This window comes from Raineyella sp. W15-4 (assembly GCF_033170155.1).
Classification (GTDB): Bacteria; Actinomycetota; Actinomycetes; order Propionibacteriales; family Propionibacteriaceae; genus Raineyella.
In genome coordinates this window covers 2,914,811-2,935,234 of the sequence record NZ_CP137079.1, presented here as the reverse complement: position 1 = coordinate 2,935,234, position 20,424 = coordinate 2,914,811, and the positions used below count along the sequence as shown (strand labels likewise).

At 71.8% G+C, this 20,424-nt stretch carries 21 protein-coding genes; 12 read left to right on the top strand and 9 right to left on the bottom strand.

All coding sequences use genetic code 11. From position 1 onward, the window contains the following. The first annotated feature begins 35 nt into the window (after positions 1–35). From hemL to ccsB, 6 genes are all read left to right on the top strand, one after another. Positions 36–1,364 (top strand): glutamate-1-semialdehyde 2,1-aminomutase, encoded by a 1,329-nt coding sequence (gene hemL / locus R0145_RS13770; protein ID WP_317837435.1) that lies wholly within the window; start codon positions 36–38, stop codon positions 1,362–1,364. A 25-nt stretch (positions 1,365–1,389) separates the two neighbouring features. Continuing rightward, entirely contained in the window at positions 1,390–2,040 is a 651-nt protein-coding gene (locus R0145_RS13765) for a histidine phosphatase family protein (protein WP_317837434.1), read from the top strand. 94 nt (positions 2,041–2,134) lie between these two features. Then, positions 2,135–2,707: a TlpA family protein disulfide reductase gene (locus R0145_RS13760; protein WP_411742123.1), complete on the top strand. Its 573-nt coding sequence runs from the start codon at positions 2,135–2,137 to the stop codon at positions 2,705–2,707. A 47-nt stretch (positions 2,708–2,754) separates the two neighbouring features. Beyond that, a complete protein-coding gene (locus R0145_RS13755; RefSeq protein WP_317840253.1) occupies positions 2,755–3,471 on the top strand; it encodes a cytochrome c biogenesis CcdA family protein in 717 nt (238 codons plus the stop codon). Beyond that, on the top strand, positions 3,468–5,186 hold the full coding sequence (locus R0145_RS13750; protein WP_317837432.1) for a cytochrome c biogenesis protein ResB: 1,719 nt from the start codon (positions 3,468–3,470) through the stop codon (positions 5,184–5,186). The genes R0145_RS13755 and R0145_RS13750 overlap by 4 nt, the downstream gene beginning before the upstream one ends. Further along, complete coding sequence (gene ccsB / locus R0145_RS13745; RefSeq protein ID WP_317837430.1) at positions 5,187–6,206, top strand: c-type cytochrome biogenesis protein CcsB; 1,020 nt, start codon at positions 5,187–5,189, stop codon at positions 6,204–6,206. Positions 6,207–6,239: 33 nt separating this feature from the next. Here ccsB and R0145_RS13740 read toward each other — a convergent pair whose 3' ends face one another. Beyond that, complete coding sequence (locus tag R0145_RS13740; RefSeq protein WP_317837429.1) at positions 6,240–6,896, bottom strand: GOLPH3/VPS74 family protein; 657 nt, start codon at positions 6,894–6,896, stop codon at positions 6,240–6,242. 67 nt (positions 6,897–6,963) lie between these two features. Here R0145_RS13740 and R0145_RS13735 point away from each other — a divergent pair, with 67 nt between their 5' ends. Together R0145_RS13735 and R0145_RS13730 are read left to right on the top strand one after the other, a co-directional pair. After that, complete coding sequence (locus R0145_RS13735) at positions 6,964–8,367, top strand: mycothione reductase (protein WP_317837428.1); 1,404 nt, start codon at positions 6,964–6,966, stop codon at positions 8,365–8,367. Between the two features lie 5 nt (positions 8,368–8,372). Next, a complete protein-coding gene (locus R0145_RS13730; protein ID WP_317837427.1) occupies positions 8,373–9,632 on the top strand; it encodes a glycoside hydrolase family 3 N-terminal domain-containing protein in 1,260 nt (419 codons plus the stop codon). Positions 9,633–9,639: 7 nt separating this feature from the next. Here the strand turns inward: R0145_RS13730 and R0145_RS13725 are convergent, their stop codons facing one another. From R0145_RS13725 to R0145_RS13690, 8 genes are all read right to left on the bottom strand, one after another. Then, positions 9,640–10,554, bottom strand: a complete 915-nt coding sequence (locus R0145_RS13725; RefSeq protein ID WP_317837426.1) for a DUF2510 domain-containing protein — start codon at positions 10,552–10,554, stop codon at positions 9,640–9,642. Between the two features lie 142 nt (positions 10,555–10,696). After that, positions 10,697–11,476 carry a phosphate ABC transporter ATP-binding protein PstB gene (pstB, locus tag R0145_RS13720; protein ID WP_317837425.1) on the bottom strand — a complete coding sequence of 260 codons (780 nt, stop codon included), beginning with the start codon at positions 11,474–11,476 and terminating at the stop codon, positions 10,697–10,699. A 26-nt stretch (positions 11,477–11,502) separates the two neighbouring features. Next, positions 11,503–12,672 carry a phosphate ABC transporter permease PstA gene (gene pstA / locus R0145_RS13715; protein WP_317837424.1) on the bottom strand — a complete coding sequence of 390 codons (1,170 nt, stop codon included), beginning with the start codon at positions 12,670–12,672 and terminating at the stop codon, positions 11,503–11,505. Then, complete coding sequence (gene pstC, locus R0145_RS13710; protein WP_317837423.1) at positions 12,672–13,628, bottom strand: phosphate ABC transporter permease subunit PstC; 957 nt, start codon at positions 13,626–13,628, stop codon at positions 12,672–12,674. The genes pstA and pstC overlap by 1 nt, the downstream gene beginning before the upstream one ends. A gap of 124 nt (positions 13,629–13,752) precedes the next feature. After that, positions 13,753–14,859: a phosphate ABC transporter substrate-binding protein PstS gene (gene pstS / locus R0145_RS13705; protein ID WP_317837422.1), complete on the bottom strand. Its 1,107-nt coding sequence runs from the start codon at positions 14,857–14,859 to the stop codon at positions 13,753–13,755. Between the two features lie 234 nt (positions 14,860–15,093). Continuing rightward, the gene (locus tag R0145_RS13700; RefSeq protein WP_317837421.1) at positions 15,094–15,999 is read right to left on the bottom strand and encodes an NUDIX hydrolase; all 906 of its coding nucleotides are present in this window, start codon (positions 15,997–15,999) and stop codon (positions 15,094–15,096) included. 121 nt (positions 16,000–16,120) lie between these two features. Next, positions 16,121–16,999, bottom strand: coding sequence for a mycothiol synthase (mshD, locus tag R0145_RS13695; RefSeq protein WP_317837419.1), 879 nt, complete (start codon positions 16,997–16,999; stop codon positions 16,121–16,123). Positions 17,000–17,043: 44 nt separating this feature from the next. Further along, a complete protein-coding gene (locus R0145_RS13690; protein ID WP_317837418.1) occupies positions 17,044–17,685 on the bottom strand; it encodes a response regulator transcription factor in 642 nt (213 codons plus the stop codon). 242 nt (positions 17,686–17,927) lie between these two features. On the opposite strand from R0145_RS13690, the gene R0145_RS13685 reads away from it, so the two are divergent. The 4 genes from R0145_RS13685 (at position 17,928) to R0145_RS13670 (ending at position 20,349) form a co-directional block, all read left to right on the top strand. Then, entirely contained in the window at positions 17,928–18,185 is a 258-nt protein-coding gene (locus tag R0145_RS13685; RefSeq protein WP_317837417.1) for a MoaD/ThiS family protein, read from the top strand. A 52-nt stretch (positions 18,186–18,237) separates the two neighbouring features. Further along, on the top strand, positions 18,238–18,684 hold the full coding sequence (gene dtd, locus R0145_RS13680) for a D-aminoacyl-tRNA deacylase (protein ID WP_317837416.1): 447 nt from the start codon (positions 18,238–18,240) through the stop codon (positions 18,682–18,684). Positions 18,685–18,859: 175 nt separating this feature from the next. After that, positions 18,860–19,357 (top strand): FABP family protein, encoded by a 498-nt coding sequence (locus tag R0145_RS13675; protein WP_317837415.1) that lies wholly within the window; start codon positions 18,860–18,862, stop codon positions 19,355–19,357. Positions 19,358–19,374: 17 nt separating this feature from the next. Then, on the top strand, positions 19,375–20,349 hold the full coding sequence (locus R0145_RS13670; protein ID WP_317837414.1) for a folate-binding protein: 975 nt from the start codon (positions 19,375–19,377) through the stop codon (positions 20,347–20,349). Positions 20,350–20,424 lie beyond the last annotated feature (75 nt).

The following is a 20,424-nucleotide window of genomic DNA, read 5'->3' as shown; positions in this document are numbered from 1 at the left end:
TACGCTGGGATTCGCTGCCCAGCACAGGAGGATCGATGTCGTCGTTGCCCACTGAGGTGTCCGAGGCGCTGTTCGAGCGCGCCCAGCGCGTCATCCCCGGGGGAGTGAGCTCCCCGGTCCGTGCCTTCCGCGCGGTCGGTGGCACTCCGCGCTTCATTCGCTCGGCGAAGGGCGCGTACGTCACCGATGCCGATGGCAACGAGTACGTCGACCTGGTCGGGTCCTGGGGCCCGATGCTGCTCGGCCACGCGCACCCCGAGGTGCTGGACGCAGTCGCCCGCGCGGCCGCCGGTGGCACCTCCTTCGGCGCCCCGACCGAGGCCGAGGTCGAGCTGGCCCAGATGATCATCGACCGGACGCCGGTGGAGCAGGTCCGGCTGGTCAACTCCGGCACCGAGGCGACCATGTCCGCGATCCGCCTGGCCCGCGGCTTCACCGGCCGGGACAAGGTGCTCAAGTTCGAGGGCTGCTACCACGGCCACGTCGACTCCCTGCTGGTCGCCGCCGGTTCCGGTGCCGCCACCCTCGGCCACCCGTCCTCGCCGGGCGTGACCGAGGCGACCACCGCGGACACCATCGTGTGCACCTACAACGACCGGGTCAGCGTGGAGCGTGCCTTCGAGGAGTACGGCGACCAGATCGCCTGCATCATCACCGAGGCCGCGGCCGGCAACATGGGTGTGGTCCCGCCGGCCGAGGAGGACGGGGAGAACTTCACCGCCTTCCTGTGCCGGATCGCCCACCACCACGGCGCGCTGCTGATCACCGACGAGGTGATGACGGGCTTCCGCGTCTCCCGCTCCGGCCAGTGGGGCCTGGACCGGCAGCACGGCGACCTGATGACCTTCGGCAAGGTGATGGGCGGCGGGTTCCCGGCCGCGGCCTTCGGTGGCCGCGCCGAGATCATGCAGCGGCTCTCCCCGGTCGGGCCGGTCTACCAGGCGGGCACCCTGTCCGGGAACCCGGTCGCCACGGCCGCCGGCAGCACCACGCTGCGGCTGGCCACCGACGAGGTGTACGCCCAGCTCGACCGCACCGCCACGCTGCTGCGGGCCGAGATCGGCAAGGCGCTGGATGCCTTTCAGGTGCCGCACGTGATCCAGCACTCGGGCAGCCTGTTCTCCGTCTTCTTCACCCCCGAGGGCGTCACCGCGGTGCCGGACTGGTCGGTCTCGGCGACCCAGCGGCAGGACGTCTTCGCCGCGTTCTTCCACGGCCTGCTCGACAACGGGGTCTACCTCGGGCCGTCCTGCTTCGAGGCCTGGTTCCTGTCGGCCGCCCACGACGACGCGGCGCTGGACCGGATCTTCGAGGCGCTGCCGAAGGCCGCCGCGGCCGCCCGGATCGCCATCACCGCCGCCTGACCACCGAGCCGACCGGGAGCCCCCGATGACCCACGCCCTCGTCCACCTGTGCCGCCACGGGCAGGTCGACAACCCCGAGCACGTCCTCTACGGCCGGCTGCCCGACTACCATCTCTCCGACCTCGGCCGGGCGATGGCCGACCGGCTGGGGGAGTACTTCACCGGGCGCGACCTGACCCACCTGCGGGTCTCCCCGCTGGAGCGCGCCCAGGAGACGATGGCCCCGATCGCCGCCCGGCACGGTGCGCTACCGGTGGTCACCGACGAGCGGGTGATCGAGGCCTGGAACCACCTGCAGGGCCGGGTCCTCAACGGCCTCGACTCCGACCTGCGCGACCCTCGACTGTGGCACTACCTGGTCAATCCGTTCGCCCCCTCCTGGGGCGAGCACTACGTCGACCAGGTCGAGCGGATGGCCGCGGCGGTCCGGGACGCCGCTGCGACGGCCGACGGTCACGAGGCCGTCATCGTCTCCCACCAGCTGCCGATCTGGATGGCCCGCAGCAGCGCGGAGGGTCGCCGGTTGGCGCACAACCCGCTGCACCGCCAGTGCACGCTGGCCTCCGTCACCACGCTGGAGGTGACCGACGGCGCCATCCGGTTCGCCGGGTATGCCGAGCCCTGCCGGGACCTGCTCCCGGTGAAACAGCGGAAGGGATTCGTCGCCGGTGCCTGACCCTCGCTACTTCCGTACGACTCGCCTCTTCCGTACGACCCGCCCCTCCCGTCCCGGGCGGGCGTCCGGTGCCCTGGCGCGGGCGTCTCGCGCCGTGCTGGTCATCGTGCTCTCGGTGGGGCTTGCCGGCACCCTGGCGGCCTGCGGATCGGGCAGCTCCGACAACGTCGCCTCCAGCCAGGGTGGCTTCGTCAGCGGCGACGGCGGCGTGACGATCCTGCCGGTCGGCAAGCGCCCCGCGGCGCCGGTGGTCAGCGGCCCGACCCTGGGCGACGAGAAGACCTCCCTCAGCACCCAGGCGTCCGCCGGGAAGGTGCTGGTGCTCAACGTCTGGGGCTCCTGGTGTGCGCCCTGCCGCGCCGAGGCGCCCGACCTCGTCCGGGCCGCCGAGCAGACCAAGGACCGGGCCGACTTCATCGGTCTCAACACCCGCGACCTCGACCCGCTCCCGGCGCAGGCGTTCGTCCGCAGCTTCGGGATCAGCTACCCCAGCATCTACGACCCCTCCGGCCGGCTGCTGCTGGACTTCTCCAGCCAGCTGCCCCCGTCCGGCATCCCGTCCACCCTGGTCGTCGACAAGGACGGCAAGGTCGCCGCGCGGATCATCGGCAAGACCACCGAGGCGACCCTGGTCGGGGTCATCGACGACGTGGCGGCCGGGAAGTGATCCCGCTCGACCTGGCCGGGTGGGCGACCCAGGCGGTCGGCGGGTCGATGCTGCTGGCCGTCCCGGTGGCGGTGCTGGCCGGGCTGGTGTCGTTCTTCTCGCCGTGCGTCGTCCCGCTGCTGCCGGGCTACCTGTCGTACGCCACCGGCCTGGGGGCCGCCGACGTGCTCCAGGACGGCCGCAGCCACCGCGGCCGGATGCTGCTCGGCAGCTCGCTGTTCGTGCTGGGCTTCGCCGTCGTGTTCGTCGCCGCCGGGGTCGCCGCCGGCACCCTGGGACGGGCCCTGCTCACCCACCAGGAGGTGATCTCCCGGGTGATCGGGGTGCTGGCGATCCTGCTGGGCCTGATCTTCGCCGGGGTGATCCCGCTGGGCGACCGCGACCTGCGGATCCATCGGCTGCCCCGGGCCGGCCTGGCGGCCGCGCCGGTGCTCGGGTTCGTTTTCGGCCTGGGCTGGACGCCGTGCATCGGCCCGACCCTGTCGATGGTGCTGACCCTGGCGATGAACGAGGGCAGTGCGGTGCGCGGCGGCCTGCTGGCGTTCATGTACGTGCTCGGCCTGGGGATCCCGTTCGTCGCCGCGGCGCTCGCGTTCACCCGGATGCAGCGGGTCGTCGGCTTCGTCCGCCGTCACCAGCTGGCGGTGCTGCGGATCGGCGGGATCTCGATGGCACTGGTCGGGGTGCTGCTGGTGACCGGACTGTGGGAGCGACTGATGGCGATGATGCGGATCTGGGCCGCCGGATTCGGGACCGTGCTGTGAGCGAGGGTGATGTGGGCGACGCTGCTGTGAGCGACCGGACGGACCGGAAGGACAAGAAGGACCGGAGGGGGCGGAAGGACAAGAGGAGCCGGAAGGACCGCACCGGTGCGGCCGAACGGCCGGCCGCGCTGACACTGAAGGAGTCCGGCCGGTGGGCCTGGACCCAGCTGACGTCGATGCGGACCGCGCTGATCCTGCTGTTCCTGCTCGCGCTGGCGGCGATCCCCGGGGCCATCGTGCCGCAGAAGTCGATCGCCCCGGCCAAGGTGCTCGACTTCCGCAGCGCCAACCCGGAGCTGTCCAAGGTCTACGACGCGCTCGGCCTGTTCAACGTCTACACCTCGCCGTGGTTCTCCGCGATCTACCTGCTGCTCTTCATCTCGCTGGTCGGCTGCATCCTGCCGCGGATCCGGGTCTACGTACGGGCCCTGCGGGCCGAGCCGCCGGTCACCCCGAGCCGGCTGGACCGGCTGCCGGAGTCGGCCACCTCCAGCACCGTCCGCAACGCCGACGAGGTGCTCGACGCGGCCGCGACGGCGCTGCGCCGCAAACGGTTCCGGGTGGTCCGCCGCGCCGGATCGGTCGCCGCGGAGCGCGGCTATCTGCGCGAGTTCGGCAACCTGCTGTTCCACCTCAGCATGCTGGTGCTGCTGGTCGGCATCGCCTGGAGCAACCTGTTCGGCTACAAGGGCTCCTCGATCGTGGTCACCGGCCAGGGCTTCTCCAACAACGTCACCCAGTACGACGACTTCACCGGCGGGGGACTGTTCCGGGACAGCGCCCTCACCCCGTTCTCGCTGACCCTGGACGCCTTCACCGTACGGTTCGAGACCGGCCCGGTGCAGACCGGCGCGGCCCGGCAGTTCACCGCGAACGTCACCGTCACCGACCGGCCCGGCGCGACCCCGCGCCAGGAGGTGATCGAGGTCAACCACCCGCTGAACATCAACGGCACCGCGGTGCACCTGATCGCCCACGGCTACGCCCCGGTGGTCACCGTGACCGACGGGAACGGCAACGTCGCCTTCAACGGCCCGGTGGTCTTCCTGCCGCAGGACGGCAACTTCACCTCGACCGGGGCGATCAAGGCCCCCGATGCCCGCCCCGAGGCGCTCGGCTTCCAGGGCTTCTTCCTGCCGACGGCGACCGTCGACGCCAGCGGCCCGCACTCGCTGTTCCCCGACGCCCTGGTGCCCGAACTGTTCCTCAACGCCTGGGCCGGCGCGCCGAAGGCGGAGACCGGCACCCCGCAGAGCGTCTACTCGCTCGACACCACCGGGATGGAGCAGATCAAGACCGCCGACGGTACGCCGGTCGCGGTCCGGCTCAAGGAGGGCGAGTACATCGACCTGCCCGACGGGCGGGGCCGGCTCACCTTCATCGGATGGCAGCGCTGGGCGAAGCTGCAGGTCTCCGCCACTCCGGGCCTGCCGCTCACCGTCGGCTCGGTGGCGGCGGCGATCCTCGGCCTGATGCTGTCGCTGTTCATCCGGCCGCGCCGGATCTGGGCCCGGGCCACCGCAGGGGAGGACGGACGCACCCTGATCGAGGTCGGCGGGCTGGACCGTGCCGACGCGCGGACCGGACTGGATGACGAAGTGGCGGCGGTGCTGGCGGTCATGGATGATCCGGTGGAGGATGTACCGGAGACGCCGGCCGACGAGGGATCGCCGACCGAGGGCGCGGTGACGACGACGTCCGGGAGGATGAAGTAGATGGACTTCGCGGCCTATTCGAACCTGGCCATGGTGACCGCCTGGCTGCTGTACCTGGTGGCCATGGCCGTCTTCGGCGTGGAGTGGGCGATGGCCCGTCGGCTGCCGGCCTCGACCGAGACGGCGAAGGCGCCCGCCGAGCAGTCCGCGGTGCTGGTCGGCGCCGGCGCCACCGGCGCGCAGGCCACCGAGCCGCCCGCCGGCACCACCGGAGGGGCCGCCTCCCGCAACGTCCGCACCTCGGTGGAGGCCGCCCCGGCGCCCGCCCCCGAACGCAGCGACCGGTGGGGACGCCTGGCGATGGCCCTGACGGCGATCGCCTGGCTGTCGAACACCCTGGGTGCGGTGTTCCGCGGCATCGCCGCCCAGCGTTTCCCCTGGGGCAACATGTACGAGTTCACGATCACCACGATCGCGTTCATCGTGCTGGCCTACCTGGTGCTGGCCCAGCGCTTCCGGATGCGGTGGCTCGGCCTGCCGGTGACCCTGCTCGCCACCATCGGCCTCGGGCTGGCCGTCGAGGTGTTCTACGTCGCCGTCGCCGACCTGGTGCCGGCGCTGCACTCGGTGTGGTTCGTCGTGCACATCGTCGCCGCCTCCATCGCCGGTGCGCTGTTCAACCTCGGCAGCCTGCTGTCGATCCTCTACCTGCTGCGCCGCCGCGCCGACGAGCGGGGCACCACCCGCGGCTGGCTGGCCCAGCTGCCCGGTCAGCAGACCCTCGACCTGTGGGCCTACCGGACCACCGCGATCGGCTTCCCGCTGTGGACCTTCGCCGTGGCGGCGGGCGCCGTCTGGGCGCAGTACGCCTGGGGCCGGTTCTGGGGCTGGGACCCCAAGGAGACCTTCTCCCTGGTCACCTGGGTGATCGTCGCGGCCTACCTGCACGCCCGGCTGACCGCCGGCTGGAAGGGCTCCCGGGCGGCGATCCTGTCGATCATCGTGCTGGTGTCGTTCTGGTTCAACTTCATCGGCGTGAACCTGATCTTCGCCGGCCTGCACTCGTACGCCGGCATCTGACCCCCACCCCACGGCAGGGCCCGCCGGGTCCGGTCAGGCCGTGGCGGCGGCCTGCTGGGCGGTCCGGATCTGGTTGACCGCGGTGGCGACCCAGGACGCCTCGCGCACCTGCGCCGCCAGCCGCTGGATCGACCGGATCCGCGGGCCGAGGCCCATCCTGCGCGCCACCGGCGTGATCGCCCCGATGGCGCTGAGCAGGGCGGTGGTCGAGGCGCACTCCACGTCGCCGGTCGCCTCCCGATAGGTGGGGGAGGTCCACCAGTGCCCCAGCCGCTCCTCGAACGGCTCGCGGGTGTCGGGGGTCCGCGACGGCCACTCGTCGATCGGGAGCACGATCAGCACCCGGCCCACCCGGTGCGACACGACGCCGCGCTGCTCGAGCCGCTCGTAGAGGGCGCGACGGATCCCCGCCTTGATCCGGTGCAGCGCCGCCACCGGCCGACGGTCGGTGCCGGCCAGCGCGACCAGCACCCGGTCGAGGACGTCGTCACCGGTCGGCGCGGCGTCGACCACCCGGATCCGACCGGGGTGCCGGGGCCGGTCGGGGTCGTCCACGTCGATCCGCCCGGTCCGCCAGAGCTGGCCGAGCACGGACCCGGCCAGCGCCAGGTCCGCCATGTTCCACGGGACGACGAGGCGGCCGGTGCGCTGGTCCGTCAGCAGCAGGAGGAGGTTCTCGGCCCAGAGCATGTCCCCACTCTAGGCGCGGGCCGGTCACCCGCGGCCGGGCCTCACGGCACTCACTAGCATGGAGCCCATGCGTCACTTCGACCTGTGTGTGATCGGCACCGGCTCCGGCAACAGCATCGTCGACGAACGGTTCGCCGACCGCCGGGTCGCGATCGTCGACGCCGGGGTCGGGCCGCACCGGGTCTTCGGCGGGACCTGCCTCAACCTGGGATGCATCCCGACCAAGATGTACGTCCACCCGGCCGACCTGGCCGCCCAGGTCGACCACGCCCGCGAGCTCGGCGTCGACCTGCGCCTCGACGGCGTACGGTGGCGGGGCATCCGCGACCGGATCTTCGGTCGGCTCGACCCGATCGCCGAGGCCGGGCGCGAGTGGCGCGCCGCCGGCCTGCCGAACGTCGAGCTGCTGTCGGGCCGGGCCCACTTCACCGGGCCGCGGGCCCTCCGGGTGGTCGCCGCGGACGGCACCACCGCCGACCTCACCGCCGACCAGATCGTCATCGCCGCCGGCTCCCGGGTCCGGCTGCCCGACGTGCCGGGTGCCGACCGGGTCGTGCTGCACACCAGCGAGACGGTGATGCGGATCGACGAGCTACCGCGCGAGATGGTCATCCTCGGCGGCGGATTCGTCGGGATGGAGTTCGCCCACGTCTTCGCCTCCTTCGGGGTCGACGTCACCATCCTCAACCGCTCCGGTGTGCTGCTGCACCGCGAGGACGAGGACGTCGCCCGGCGCGCGACGCAGTTCGTCTCGGAGCGCTGCCGGGTCAAGCTCCACCAGCACCTGGACTCCTTCGAGCCGTTGCCGGACGGCCGGATCCGGGTCTCCGCGACCGGGCCGAGCGGCCCGCACACGTACGACACCGAGCTGGTGCTCGTCGCGATCGGCCGGATCCCGAACGGCGACACCCTGGGCGTCGAGGCCGCCGGCCTGACCCTCACCGAGGACTGCCGGGTCCCCGTCGACGCGTACCAGCGGACCCCGGTCGACGGCATCTGGGCGCTGGGGGACGTCTCCTCGCAGTACCTGCTCAAGCACGTGGCGAACGCCGAGGCACGGACGGTGCAGCACAACCTGCTGCACCCCGACGACCCGGTCGCCACGGACCACCGGTTCGTGCCGCACGCGGTCTTCGGGTCGCCGCAGATCGCATCGGTGGGCCTCACCGAGCAGGAGGCCCGTCGGCGGGGTGTCCGCTACATCACCGCCACCCAGGACTACCGGGACGTGGCGTACGGATGGGCGCTGGAGGACGAGGGCCACTTCTGCAAGCTGCTGGCCGATCCGGGCACCGGACGGCTGCTGGGGGCGCACATCGTCGGGCCGGAGGCATCGGTGCTGATCCAGCCGCTGCTGCAGGCGATGAGCTTCGACCTCGACGCCCGTACGCTCGCCCGCGGCCAGTACTGGATCCACCCGGCGCTCGCCGAGGTCGTCGAGAACGCCCTGCTCGCCCTTCCCTGGGAGTGATCGCCATGGTCCCCGTCGTCCGTCGGACACTGCTCCCGCTCGGGCTCGCCCTGGCCGCCCTCGGCCTGACCGCCTGTGGCGGGATCGGCGGGCGCCCGGCCGGCCCTCTCACCCCGACCGGCAGCCCGAGCCCCGGCCCGACAGCCGCCACGTCGGGCTCGCCGTCCCCGGTCCCGTCCGGCGGGGTGCTGTCGGTCCCGAGCGTGCTCCCGGCGGACAGCTGCCGGCTCGCCGTGGACGCGATGACCCCGGCCGAACAGGCCGGCCAGCTGGTGATGGTCGGCTACGACCTGAAGGGGGACACCACCAGCGGCACCGGGAAGCTGATCGCCTCCCAGCACCTCGGCTCGGTGCTGCTGATGAACACCACCACCGGCGGGGTGACCGGGGTCCGGGCCGTCACCGACGCCCTGCGCGCCGCCGCGGGCTCCGACGGGGCCGGGCTGTTCATCGCCGTCGACCAGGAGGGCGGCCAGGTGAAGCGGCTGTCCGGCTCCGGCTTCGCGTCGATGCCGTCGGCGGCCGAGCAGGGCCGGATGGCCACCGACGCGCTGACCGGCTCGGCCCGCCGGTGGGGGCAGGATCTGCACAGCGCCGGCGTCGACATCGACCTGGCCCCGGTGGCCGACGTCGTCCCGCCCGACCTGGTGTCGGTCAACCAGCCGATCGCGCGCTACGACCGCGGCTTCGGGACCGACACCACCGCGGTGGGGGCGCACGTGACCGCCTTCGTCACCGGGATGCGCGCCGGCGGCACCGGGACGGCTGTCAAGCACTTCCCGGGGCTGGGCCAGGTCGTCGGCAACACCGACGTCACCGCCGACGTCACCGACACCCGGACCACCCGTCACGACGCCCTGTTGCAGCCCTTCGCCGACGGGATCTCCGCCGGCACCGACATGGTGATGGTCTCCTCGGCCCGCTACACCCGGATCGACCCGGACCATCCGGCCGTCTGGTCCTCGGTGGTGATCAAGGACATGCTCCGCGGGGACCTCGGCTGGCAGGGCGTGGTGGTCTCCGACGACCTCGGCGTGGCGGCGCAGGTCAGCTCCGTCCCGGCGGGGGAGCGGGCCGTCCGGTTCATCGAGGCCGGTGGCGACATCGCGGTGACCGTCGACCCGGCCCTCGCCGACGACATGGTGAGCGCCATCGCCGACCGGGCCAGGTCCGACCCGGCGTTCGCCGCCACGGTGCGGGCGAGCGCGCTGCGGGTCCTCGACCTCAAGGCCGAGCGGCAGCGCGCGCACTGCCGGCCGGCCTGATCGCCGGTCAGCCGGAGACCGTGAGCCCGGCCAGCGCCTGCCGCGCCGGCTCGACCAGCTCCGGGGTGGTGTCCGGGATGGAGGCGTAGAAGATGCCCGAACTGGACGGCCCGGTGCTGACGATCGCCACGATCAGCCGCTCACCCTTGGTGGTCAGGCCCTTGATGTCGAAGGAGAGCTGGGACTCGACCACCCAGGCGTCGTGCCCGTCGATCGTGGTGGCTGCGTTGCGGACGTCGTGGCGGGTGACCTGCGCGTCGCCGTAGAACCGGCCGATGACACAGTCGACGACGATCCGGGAACCGTCCTGCGGGGTGAAGAAGCCGTCGCCGGCGAACAGGTCGCCGACCATCACGGTGGCCACCCAGGAGCTGCCCCGGCCGTCGAAGTTCGACTGCACCAGCACCAGCTGCTGGTGGGTGTCGCGGGCGAACGGGACCTCGGTCTCCGGGAGCACCGCGCCGAACGGCTCCGCGAGCTCCGGGAAGGACAGCTTCCCGCCGTGCACCCGGCCGTCCGCGGGCTGGGCCTGGGCGCTGGGGGTCTCCCCGGTGCTGGGTGGGCAGACCTGGGTGGTGGCCTCCCCGCCGGGACTCGCCCACGGGACGAGGCCCCGGCCGAGGCGTACGGCGCCGACGATCACCAGCGCCATCACCACCACGACGGCCGCAGCGGCCAGCCACCAACCGACCGCACGACGGCGGTCCGTCCGTGGGGTGGCGGATCGGGTGCCGGCCGACTGCGGCCCCGGGTGCTGCGGGTCGGGGTGCCGCGGGTCGGTCGGCGAGGCGTACGGCTGCACGCCAGGCGGAGGAGTGAACGGGTCCCGGGACACCGCGGTGGTCCACCGGACGCCGTCCCAGAAGCGGTACATCCCCGGTCGCCCGGAGGGATCCGGATACCAGCCGGCCTGAGTGCTCACGGGCCGAGTCTACGGGCCGGGGAAGCACCCATCTGAGGTTCTGCCCGGGCCTGGCCGGAGCAGCGGAGTGCAGCGGACAGCCAACAGGCGCCGCCGAGCCGTGGGGCCCGGCGGCGCCTGCCGCAGCTGGAAGCAGCGCCGATCAGCCGAACCGGCCGGAGACGTAGTCCTCGGTCTGCTTGTTCGACGGGTTGGAGAAGATCCGCTCGGTGTCGTCGTACTCGATCAGGTGACCCGGCTTGCCGGTGCCGGCGATGTTGAAGAAGCCGGTCTTGTCGGAGACCCGGGCCGCCTGCTGCATGTTGTGCGTCACGATGACGACGGTGTACTGCTCCTTGAGCTCCTCGATCAGGTCCTCGATCGCCAGGGTGGAGATCGGGTCGAGGGCCGAGCAGGGCTCGTCCATCAGGATCACCTCGGGCTCGACCGCGATGGTGCGGGCGATGCAGAGGCGCTGCTGCTGGCCGCCGGACAGGCCGGAGCCGGGCTTGTCGAGCCGGTCCTTGACCTCGTTCCACAGGTTGGCACCGGTGAGCGAGCGCTCGACGATCTCGTCGGCGCGGGAGTTGCTCAGCCGCCGGCCGTTGATCTTGTAGCCGGCGAGCACGTTGTCACGGATGGACATCGTCGGGAACGGGTTGGGCCGCTGGAACACCATGCCGACCATGCCGCGGACGTTCACCGGATCGACGCCGGGGCCGTAGATGTCGTCCTCGTCGAGCAGCAGTTCCCCGCTGACGTGCGCACCGGGGATGACCTCGTGCATCCGGTTGATGGTGCGCAGGAAGGTGGTCTTGCCACAGCCGGACGGGCCGATGAAGGCGGTCACCGTACGCGGCTCGATCTCGATGTCGACGCCCTCGACGGCGAGGAAGTCGCCGTAGTAGACGTTGACGCCCTTGGCTTGGATTCGCTTGGACATTGACTTTCCTTCTGTGTCGTCGGAGCTCAGCGGCCCGAGGTCTTCGGGGCGAACCGTTGGGCGACCAGCCGGGCGATGAGGTTGAGCAGCATCACCACGATGATCAGCACCAGCGCCGCACCCCAGGCCCGGTCCGTCGACGGCTGCGGCGCCGCTGGGGCCGTCGGGTTCATCAACTGGCGGTAGATGAAGACCGGCAGGGTCATCATCCAGCCACTGAACAGATTCCAGTTTATGGACGTCGCAACTCCCGCCGTGACGAGGATCGGGGCGGTCTCCCCGATCACTCGGGCGATCGCCAGGGTGACCCCGGAGGCGATGCCGGAGATGGCGGTCGGGATGACGACCTTGAAGATCGTCCGCCACTTGCGGATGCCGAGGGCGTACGACGCCTCCCGCAGCTCGTTCGGCACCACCCGGAGCATCTCCTCGGTGGTCCGGACGACGACCGGGATCATCAGCACGGACAACGCGATGGCGGCGGTGATGCCCATGATGTGCTTGCCGCCGGAGACGCCGTTGTTGGCCCAGTTGAAGAAGGTCAGCATGATGCCGGCGGCGAACAGGCCGGCGACGATCGACGGGATGCCGGTCATCACGTCCACCAGGAAGGTGGTGGTCCGGGTGAACCAGCCGCCCCGGCTGTACTCGACCAGCCAGATCGAGGTGAGCAGGCCGATCGGCACCGAGATGATGGTTGCCGCCACGGTGATCAGCAGCGAGCCGATCAGCGCATGCCCGATGCCGCCCATCAGCGGCCCGGTGCCCTTGACGGCGGCCGCGTCCTGCAGGCCGGAGATCCCGGCCATGTCGGAGATGAGGAAGCCGGGCTTGATCAGGGTCGGTCCGCCGACGGAGACCACGGTCCAGATGATCGAGACCAGCGGGACGAGGGCCAGGAAGAAGGCCAACCAGACCAGGGTGCCCCAGAAGGTGTCGAGGCTGTGGCGGTAGCCCTCGGTGACGTACGCCCAGACGGCGTAGCCGATCAGGAAGAGCAGCGCCGCGATGACGGCGAAACCGACCCAGCTCCAGCCGATGAGCAGGACGATCAGGGCGGAGACGACGATCGCCGCGGCCAGCGCGACGGGTCGGGACCAGCGGGGCAGCTGGCCGGCGGTGAGCTCGTTGACCGGGCCGGCGGACCGCTGCGGACGCGGGTCCTGGTTGGAGGTGGGGGTAGCGGTCGACGACATCAGTTGGCTCCCGAGAACTCGGAGTAACGGCCCACGATCCACCGGGCGATCATGTTCACCAGGAAGGTGATGATGAACAGCACCAGACCGGCGGCGATCAGCTCGCTCTGACGCATCCCGAAGGCCTCGGGGAAGTTCAGCGCGATCTCGGCGGGGATGGTGTTGTTGCCGACGCCGATCAGGTTCGGTGTGAGCGCACCGCGGGAGAGCACCAGGGTGACGGCCATCGTCTCACCGAGCGCGCGGCCGAGGCCGAGCATGATGGCGGACACGATGCCGTTGCGGGCGAACGGGAAGACCGAGGCCCGGATCATGTCCCACTTGGTGGCACCCAGTGCCAGGGCGGCCTCCTGGTGCAGGGCCGGCGTCTGGATGAAGATCTCCCGGCACTGCGAGGTGATGATCGGCAGGATCATCACCGCCAGCACCAGGGAGGCGGTCAGCAACGTACGGCCGGTGGTCGACGGGGTCCCGAAGATCGGGATGAAGCCCAGGTTCTCGTTCAGCCATTTGTAGGCCGGGACGAGGCCCGGGCCGAACACGGTGAAGCCCCAGGCACCGAAGACGACCGACGGAATGGCGGCCAGCAGGTCGATGACGTAGCCGACGCCCTTCGAGATCCGGGCCGGGGCGTAGTGCGAGATGAACAGGGCCACGCCGACCGCCACCGGGGTGGAGACGAGCAGGGCGATCAGCGAGGCGATCAGGGTGCCGACGACGAGCGGGGCGACGTACGTCCAGAACGACGTCTTGGTGGAGATCTGGTCGGGGGCCGCCGTCATGGCGGGGATGGACTGCAGGATCAGATAGAGCGTGACCAGGGCCAGCACGACGAAGATGAGGATGCCGGCGCCCAGGGTCAGGCCGTTGAAGATCCTGTCGCTCGCACGTCCTGCGGCGCCGCGCCGGGCGAGATCGCCAGGGGCGTCAGGCGGAGTCACAGTGGTCTCGGACAAGGTTTCCTCCTTTACAGGGTGTGGAGTGACGAGACGGGAAGGCCGGACAGCCGTCGGACGTCAGAGGGCGTTCGACGGCTGTCCGGAGGAACTATCCGATCACGGATGAGCGATCCAGGATCGCTCAGGCGCCGGCCTTGATGGTCGCGATGGCGGCCAGGGCCTGCTGCTCGGTGTCGCCACCGATCGGGGCGGAGCCGGCGGCCTTGGCGGCGGCCTGCTGACCGTCGGAGGAGAGCACGTACTCGCCGAAGGCCTTGGCGGCGTCAGCGGTCGCCTGGTCCTTGTAGGTGGAGCAGAAGATGTGGTACGAGACCAGGACGATCGGGTAGGTCCCGGCCGCAGTGGAGGTCCGGTCGAGCTTCAGGCCCATGTCCTGCGGGGCCTGGCCACCGACCTTGGTTGCGGCGGAGACGGTCTTGGCGGCGGCCTCCGGGGAGTACTTCACGAAGTCGTTGCCGACCTTGACGGCCACGGTGCCCAGGGTGCCGACCGCCGAGGCGTCGGCGTAGGTGATGGCACCCTCGGTGGACTGGGTCAGCGAGACGACACCGGTGGTCTGCTGGGCCGACTCCTGGCCGGTCAGCTGCTTCGGCCAGGCCTGGGCCTTGGCGTCGGCCCAGGAGCTCGGGGCAGCGGCGTGCAGGTAGTCGGTGAAGTTCTCGGTGGTGCCGGAGTCATCGGCGCGGTGCACGACGGTGATCTTGGTGCTGGGCAGGGTGACACCGGAGTTCAGCGCGGCGATGGCCGGATCGTTCCAGGTGGTGATCTTGCCGGAGAACACCTTGGCGATGGTGTCGGCATCCATGTTGATGCTCTCCTTGACCGACGGCAGGTTGTAGGCCACCGCGATCGGGGAGATGTAGGCCGGGACGCTGAAGGCGCCGTCGGTGCCACAGATGGACTTCGACTTCTCCCACTCGTCGGACTTCAGCGAGGCGTCGGAGCCGGCGAAGTTCACCGAGCCGGCCAGGAACTGGGTGCGGCCGGCGCCCGAGCCGGTCGGGTTGTACTGCACGGTCAGGCCGGGCTGGACAGCCTTGAAGCCGTCGATCCAGGCGGTCATCGCGGACTCCTGCGACGACGCGCCGGCCCCGGACAGGGTCCCGGTCAGGTTGCCGACGCTCTTGGAGGGCGTGGCAGAGGGGGTGTTGGAGGAGGAGCAGGCCGACAGGCCGAGGACCAGGGCGGTGGCAGCGGCGACGGTTGCGCCAACACGCGAGATCTTCACGAGATTCCCTTCGGGACGAGGATGGTCGAGCACGGGGCCGCACGTGGTGGTCCCGCATCGGACGTTAGGGGCGGGTGGTGACGCGACGTGGATCCTTCGGTGAACTCTCGGTGAACACGAGGTGCGTGGCGGTCACGATTTGGTCACGTATCGGTCCCAGTGAACCGGGAAATCCATGGTGGCCCGGCGTCACCCTACGCCCCTTCCCGGGTCCGGTGGGACCGGGCCGGCGGCTCAGTCCTCCTCGGCGCCGGGGAAGTGGTCGGGGTCCGATCCGCTGGTCCCGTCCGCGTTGACGTACGTGACGAGGGCGTCGGCGGTACCGAACGGCCGGTCCGCCACCCCGAGGGCCGCCAGCATGAACGGGAGCACCGGTCGATGCCCGCAGACGGCGGTGGGCACGCCGGTGGTGGCGGCCTCGGCGGCGAGCGTACGGGTGCGGGCGGCGGCCCGGTCAGGGGCGGTCTGCGCCGCCTCCTCGTCCAGGGAGGCGTGGGCGGTCAGCTGCAGGCCGGCGGCCTCGGCATAGGGGGCCAGGGTGTCCCGGCAGCGCACCGCCTCGGAACTGTGCACCCGGCCGATCCCGAAGGCGTTGAGCAGCGGGACGAGGGCGATGGCCTGACGCTCGCCGCGGGCGGTGAGCGGACGACGCCGGTCCTCCCGGCTCCACTTGGTCCGGGAGAGGGCCTTGCCGTGCCGGACCAGGACGAACGGCACCAGCGACCGGCGGTCGAGCGCCTGACGGACCAGCTGCCGGTCCGAATCGAAGGTCAACAGGCCGACCGCCGCGTCGACCGTCAGCCAGCGCACCTCGTCGGTCTCGGCGTCGGTGTCCAGACCACTGTCCGCCACCGGGGTGCCCACCCACCAGTGGACCTCCTTGGGATGTCCGTTGACCGGGTAGGCGGTGGTGTCGAGCCGGGCGCCGAGCCGGATCACCCAGCCGGTCTCCTCGCGGACCTCCCGGACGGCCGTCACCGGCAACTGCTCCCCGGGATCCACGTGACCCTTCGGCAGGGACCAGTCGTCGTAGCGTGGGCGGTGGACAACGAGGACCTCGGTGGTGTCCTCGGCGGTGGGTGACGGACGGAGCACGACGGCGCCGGCGGCCAGCACCGGACTCGGGCTCGGAGTGGTCATGGGTGGTGGGACCTGTCTCGAGGTGACGCACCGACCGGGCGGCGGGCGGGCGGGTCCATAGTAGGGCCCGGTGCTCGACCTCGTCGGCGGGGTGAGCGGTCACCCCGCGACGTACCCGCGGTCACCCGGTGACGTACATGACGTCGGTGTGGACGGTCCGGAAGCCGTGCGCCCGGTAGAGCCCGACCGCCGTCTCCTGGTCGCCCTCGACGTACAGCCGCACCCGCCGCCCGCCCTCGTCGGCCATGTGGCGCAGCCCGGCGCGGAGCAACGCCTTGCCGATGCCGCCGCCGTGGGCGGTGGGATCGACGGCGATCACGTACACCTCCCACAACGCGCTGTCGTGCCGCTTGGTCCAGTGGAAGCCGACCAGGCGCCCGGCGTGGTCGGCGACCAGGAGGTCCTCGGGGCGGTACCACGGTTCGGCCGTCCGGGCAGCGAAGTCGGCGGCGTCCATGGCGCCCTGCTCGGGATGGTGGGCGAAGGCCCGGGCGTTGACGTCGAGCAGCGCGGCCTCGTCGGTGGACCGGAACCCGCGGACGGTCACCCCCGCCGGGAGCCGGGCCGGCGGGATCTCGTCCAGCGAGGTCTCCATCACCAGCAGTTCGCGGGCCGGCCGCAGGTCGTGGGCCCGGGCGAAGCCCCGGGCGGCGGGTAGGTCACCGAAGGACCAGATCGCCGCGGTGGCACCCTCCGGGACGGCGGCGAGAGCCGCCGCGAGGACCGCTGACCCGAGCCCGGTGAACCGCGCCTCGGGCGCCACCGCGAGCTGGATCGTCTCCAGGTCGCCGGTGGGCAGCAGGTTGGCGTACGCCTCCGGGCCGGCCGGGCCGTCCAGCAGGATGTGTCGCGCGGTGTGCGCGCCGGGCTCGAGGCTCATCCGGGCCGCCTCGTTGAGCGGGTCCTGCCCGTCGACGGCGGCCACCTCGGCGGTGAGGGCCAGGACCAGGGTCCGTTGGGTGGCATCCAGATCGTCGAGGAGCTCCGGCTCGTAGCGCATGGGGCCCACGGTAACCACCCGCTGCGGGGTGGTCCAGCACGGGCTCAGTTGCCGCCCTCGGGGACCAGCCGGTAGCCGACGTTGCGGACGGTGCCGATGATGCCCTCGTGCTCGGGGCCGAGCTTCGCCCGCAGTCGCCGGACGTGGACGTCGACCGTACGGGTACCGCCGAAGTAGTCGTAGCCCCAGACATCGGCGAGGAGCTGCTCGCGGCTGAACACCCGCCCCGGGTGCTGCAACAGGTACTTGAGCAGCTCGAACTCGGTGTAGGTGAGGTCGAGCGGCTGGCCGTTGACCGCCGCCGCGTAGCTGGCCTCGTCGATGGTCACGCTGCCGGCGGAGATCACCTCGTCGCGACCGACCGGCGAGGTGACCAGCCGCAGCCGCGCCTCCAGCTCGGCCGGACCGGCGCTGGCCAGCACGAAGTCGTCGAATCCCCAGTCGGTGGACAGTGCGGGCAGCCCGCCCTCGCCGGAGACCAGCAGGATCGGCGCGTGCTTGCCGCTGGTCCCGATGACGCGGGTCAGCGCCCGGGCGGCGGTCAGTGCCGTGGTCGCGTCCACCAGGATCACGTCCGGCAGCTGGGCGTGCAGGAGGACCGCCGCGTCCAGTGGCGCCAGGGCGACCTGGTGCGGCAGCAGGGCCAGGGAGGGCAGCACGCTCTCCGTGTCGCTGCGCGTGGTCATCAGCAGTAGTTGCACCGCGTTCACCTCCCGGGAGAAAAGTACCGCTCCCGCGCCGCTCCGTGATGCCCGATCGCGGCGACCGGCGTTCCCTGTCGCCCGCCGACCCGCGTGATCGCGCGGATCGTGGCTGGGGGCGCCATCACACCGCAACAGGCTTGTTACCCGGCCGGAACATCGTGGCGGCGCCGTTACGACGGGCGAACACCCCGGCGGCGTCGTCACCGGCGTGCGAGCATGGCGGCATGGCGACAGTGACCATCCGCTACTGGGCCGGCGCGCGGGACGCCGCCGGCGTGGAGTCCGAGGAGTTCGAGGCGGGAACCGTCGCGGACGCCCTCCGGCAGGCCGAGGCACGCCGCGGGGGTGCGGCCGAGTTCGGCCGGGTGCTGGGCCTGTGCTCGTTCCTGCTCGACGGGCGGCGGCTGGGTGCGGAGGACCGTACCCGTCCCCTCGCCGGCGGGGTGGAACTGGAGGCGCTGCCGCCGTTCGCCGGCGGCTGACCACGGGATCGTGAGGATCGTCGGGCTTCCTGGGCGGGTAGGGTCGGCAGCTGTGCGAGCGGTGGTGCAGCGGGTCGGTCAGGCGTCGGTGACGGTCGAGGGACGGGTGGTCGGGGCCGTCGAGGGTCCCGGCCTGCTGGTCCTGCTCGGCGTCACCCACGACGACACCGAGGCGTACGCCCAGCGGCTGGCCGAGCGGATCTGGCAGCTGCGGATCATGGCCGGCGAGTTGTCCTGCGCCGACCTGGGGGCCCCGATCCTGGTCGTCTCGCAGTTCACCCTCTACGCCGACACCCGCAAGGGCCGCCGCCCGGGGTGGAGCGCCGCCGCGCCCCGCCCGGTCAGCGAGCCGTTGGTGGAGGCCTTCGTCCGGGCGCTGAAGGGCCTCGGCGCCACCGTACAGACCGGCGAGTTCGGCGCGATGATGCAGGTCTCGCTGGTCAACGACGGCCCGGTCACCGTGGTGATGGACCAGCCGCCGGTGGCACCGCTGCACTGATCCGTCCGGCCGGGCGGGCCGCTCCGCGTCCGGGGGCTCGGTGGAACGCCCCGGTAGACTGGTGCGGTGACGACCTTCTCCTCGGCACTCCTGATCGGGATGTGCCTGCTCGTGGGCCTGCTGGCCCTCTATGGGATCGTCCGCCTGATCACACACCGACAAGGACGGGACTGACATGTTCGAGATTCGCCCGGACCTCGACCCTGTGCTGATGCCGATCGCCTGGATGATCGGCCGCTGGGAGGGCACCGGTAAGGGCCAGTGGCCCGGAGAGGGCGAGTTCGAGTACGGGCAGGTGGTCGAGTTCACCGAGAACGGTGGGGACTACCTGCACTATCTCTCCCAGACCTTCGTCGCCGACGAGGAGGGCCGCCCGCTGGCCCCCCGGTCGATGGAGACCGGCTTCTGGCGGCCGCAGCCCGACCGGTCCGTCGAGGTGGTGATGTGCCACCCGGAGGGATGGTCGGAGGTGTGGTTCGGCACGGTCGAGGGGGCGAAGATCGAGCTGGTCACCGACGCGGTGGCGCGGACGGCGACCGCGCCCGGCTACACCGGTGGGCAGCGGCTGTACGGCCAGGTCGAGGGTGACCTGCTGTGGACCTTCGACCGGGCGACCACCGAGCATGCGTTACAGCCGTACCTGTGGGCCCGGCTCCGGCGCACCGCACTCTGACGGCGGGAGGAGCACCGATGGGATGCGTACCTGCCGAGACCGGCCCCGATGCCGGCGCGGTGGTGCACTGCGGCGACCCGGTCCGCGAGCAGCGGGGGCTGGACGCCGGCACCGGCTGGGTGGACCTGTCCCACCGCGGCGTGTTCACCGTCGCCGGTCCGGACCGGCTGACCTGGCTGCATGCGATGACCACCCAGCACCTCACCGCGCTGGCGCCGCACCGGGGCACCACCGCGCTGCTGCTGGACCCGCAGGGACACATCGACCACGCCCTGTTCCTCGTCGACGACGGGGAGGTGTTGTGGGGCCACACCGAGCCGGGCCGGGTCGGGGACCTGGTCGCCTTCCTCGACCGGATGCGGTTCCTCAGCCGGGTCGAGGTGACCGACCGCAGCGCCGAGGTGGCGGTGGTCTGGACCGTGGCGGACCCGGCCGGCTTCCCGGCGCCGCTGATCACCCGCAGCGCGGACGACAGCCTGGGCGGCACCGACCTGTTCCTGCCCCGGGCGGCGCTGGCCGATCTCGCCGACCGGCCGCACCGGGCCGGCCTGTGGGCGTACGAGGCCCGGCGGATCGCCGCCGGCGTGCCCCGGATCGGTCTGGACACCGACGAGCGCACCATCCCCAACGAGATCGGTGTGCTCGGCGGGGCAGTGCACCTGGACAAGGGCTGCTACACCGGGCAGGAGACCGTGGCGCGGGTCTGGAACCTGGGGCGGCCGCCGCGCCGGCTGGTCCGGCTCCAGCTGGACGGGTCGGTGGACCGGCTCCCCGGCCACGGGGAGGAGATCGCGCTCCGGGACGCCCCGGAGCGCCCGATCGGTGTCGTCGGGTCGTCGGCCCGGCACCACGAGCAGGGGCCGATCGCCCTGGCCCTGGTGAAGCGGTCGACCCCGGTGGACGCGTCGCTGGTCGTCGGGGACGTCGCCGCCACCCAGGAGGTGCTGGTCGATCCCGAGGTCGGTCTGCACGTCCGGCCCGGCCGGGGTTGACCGACGTTCGGGACCCCGCCGGGCGGTCCTCGGTATCAGGAGTGTTGCAGTCCCGGTACGGCCGTTTTCCGGGCC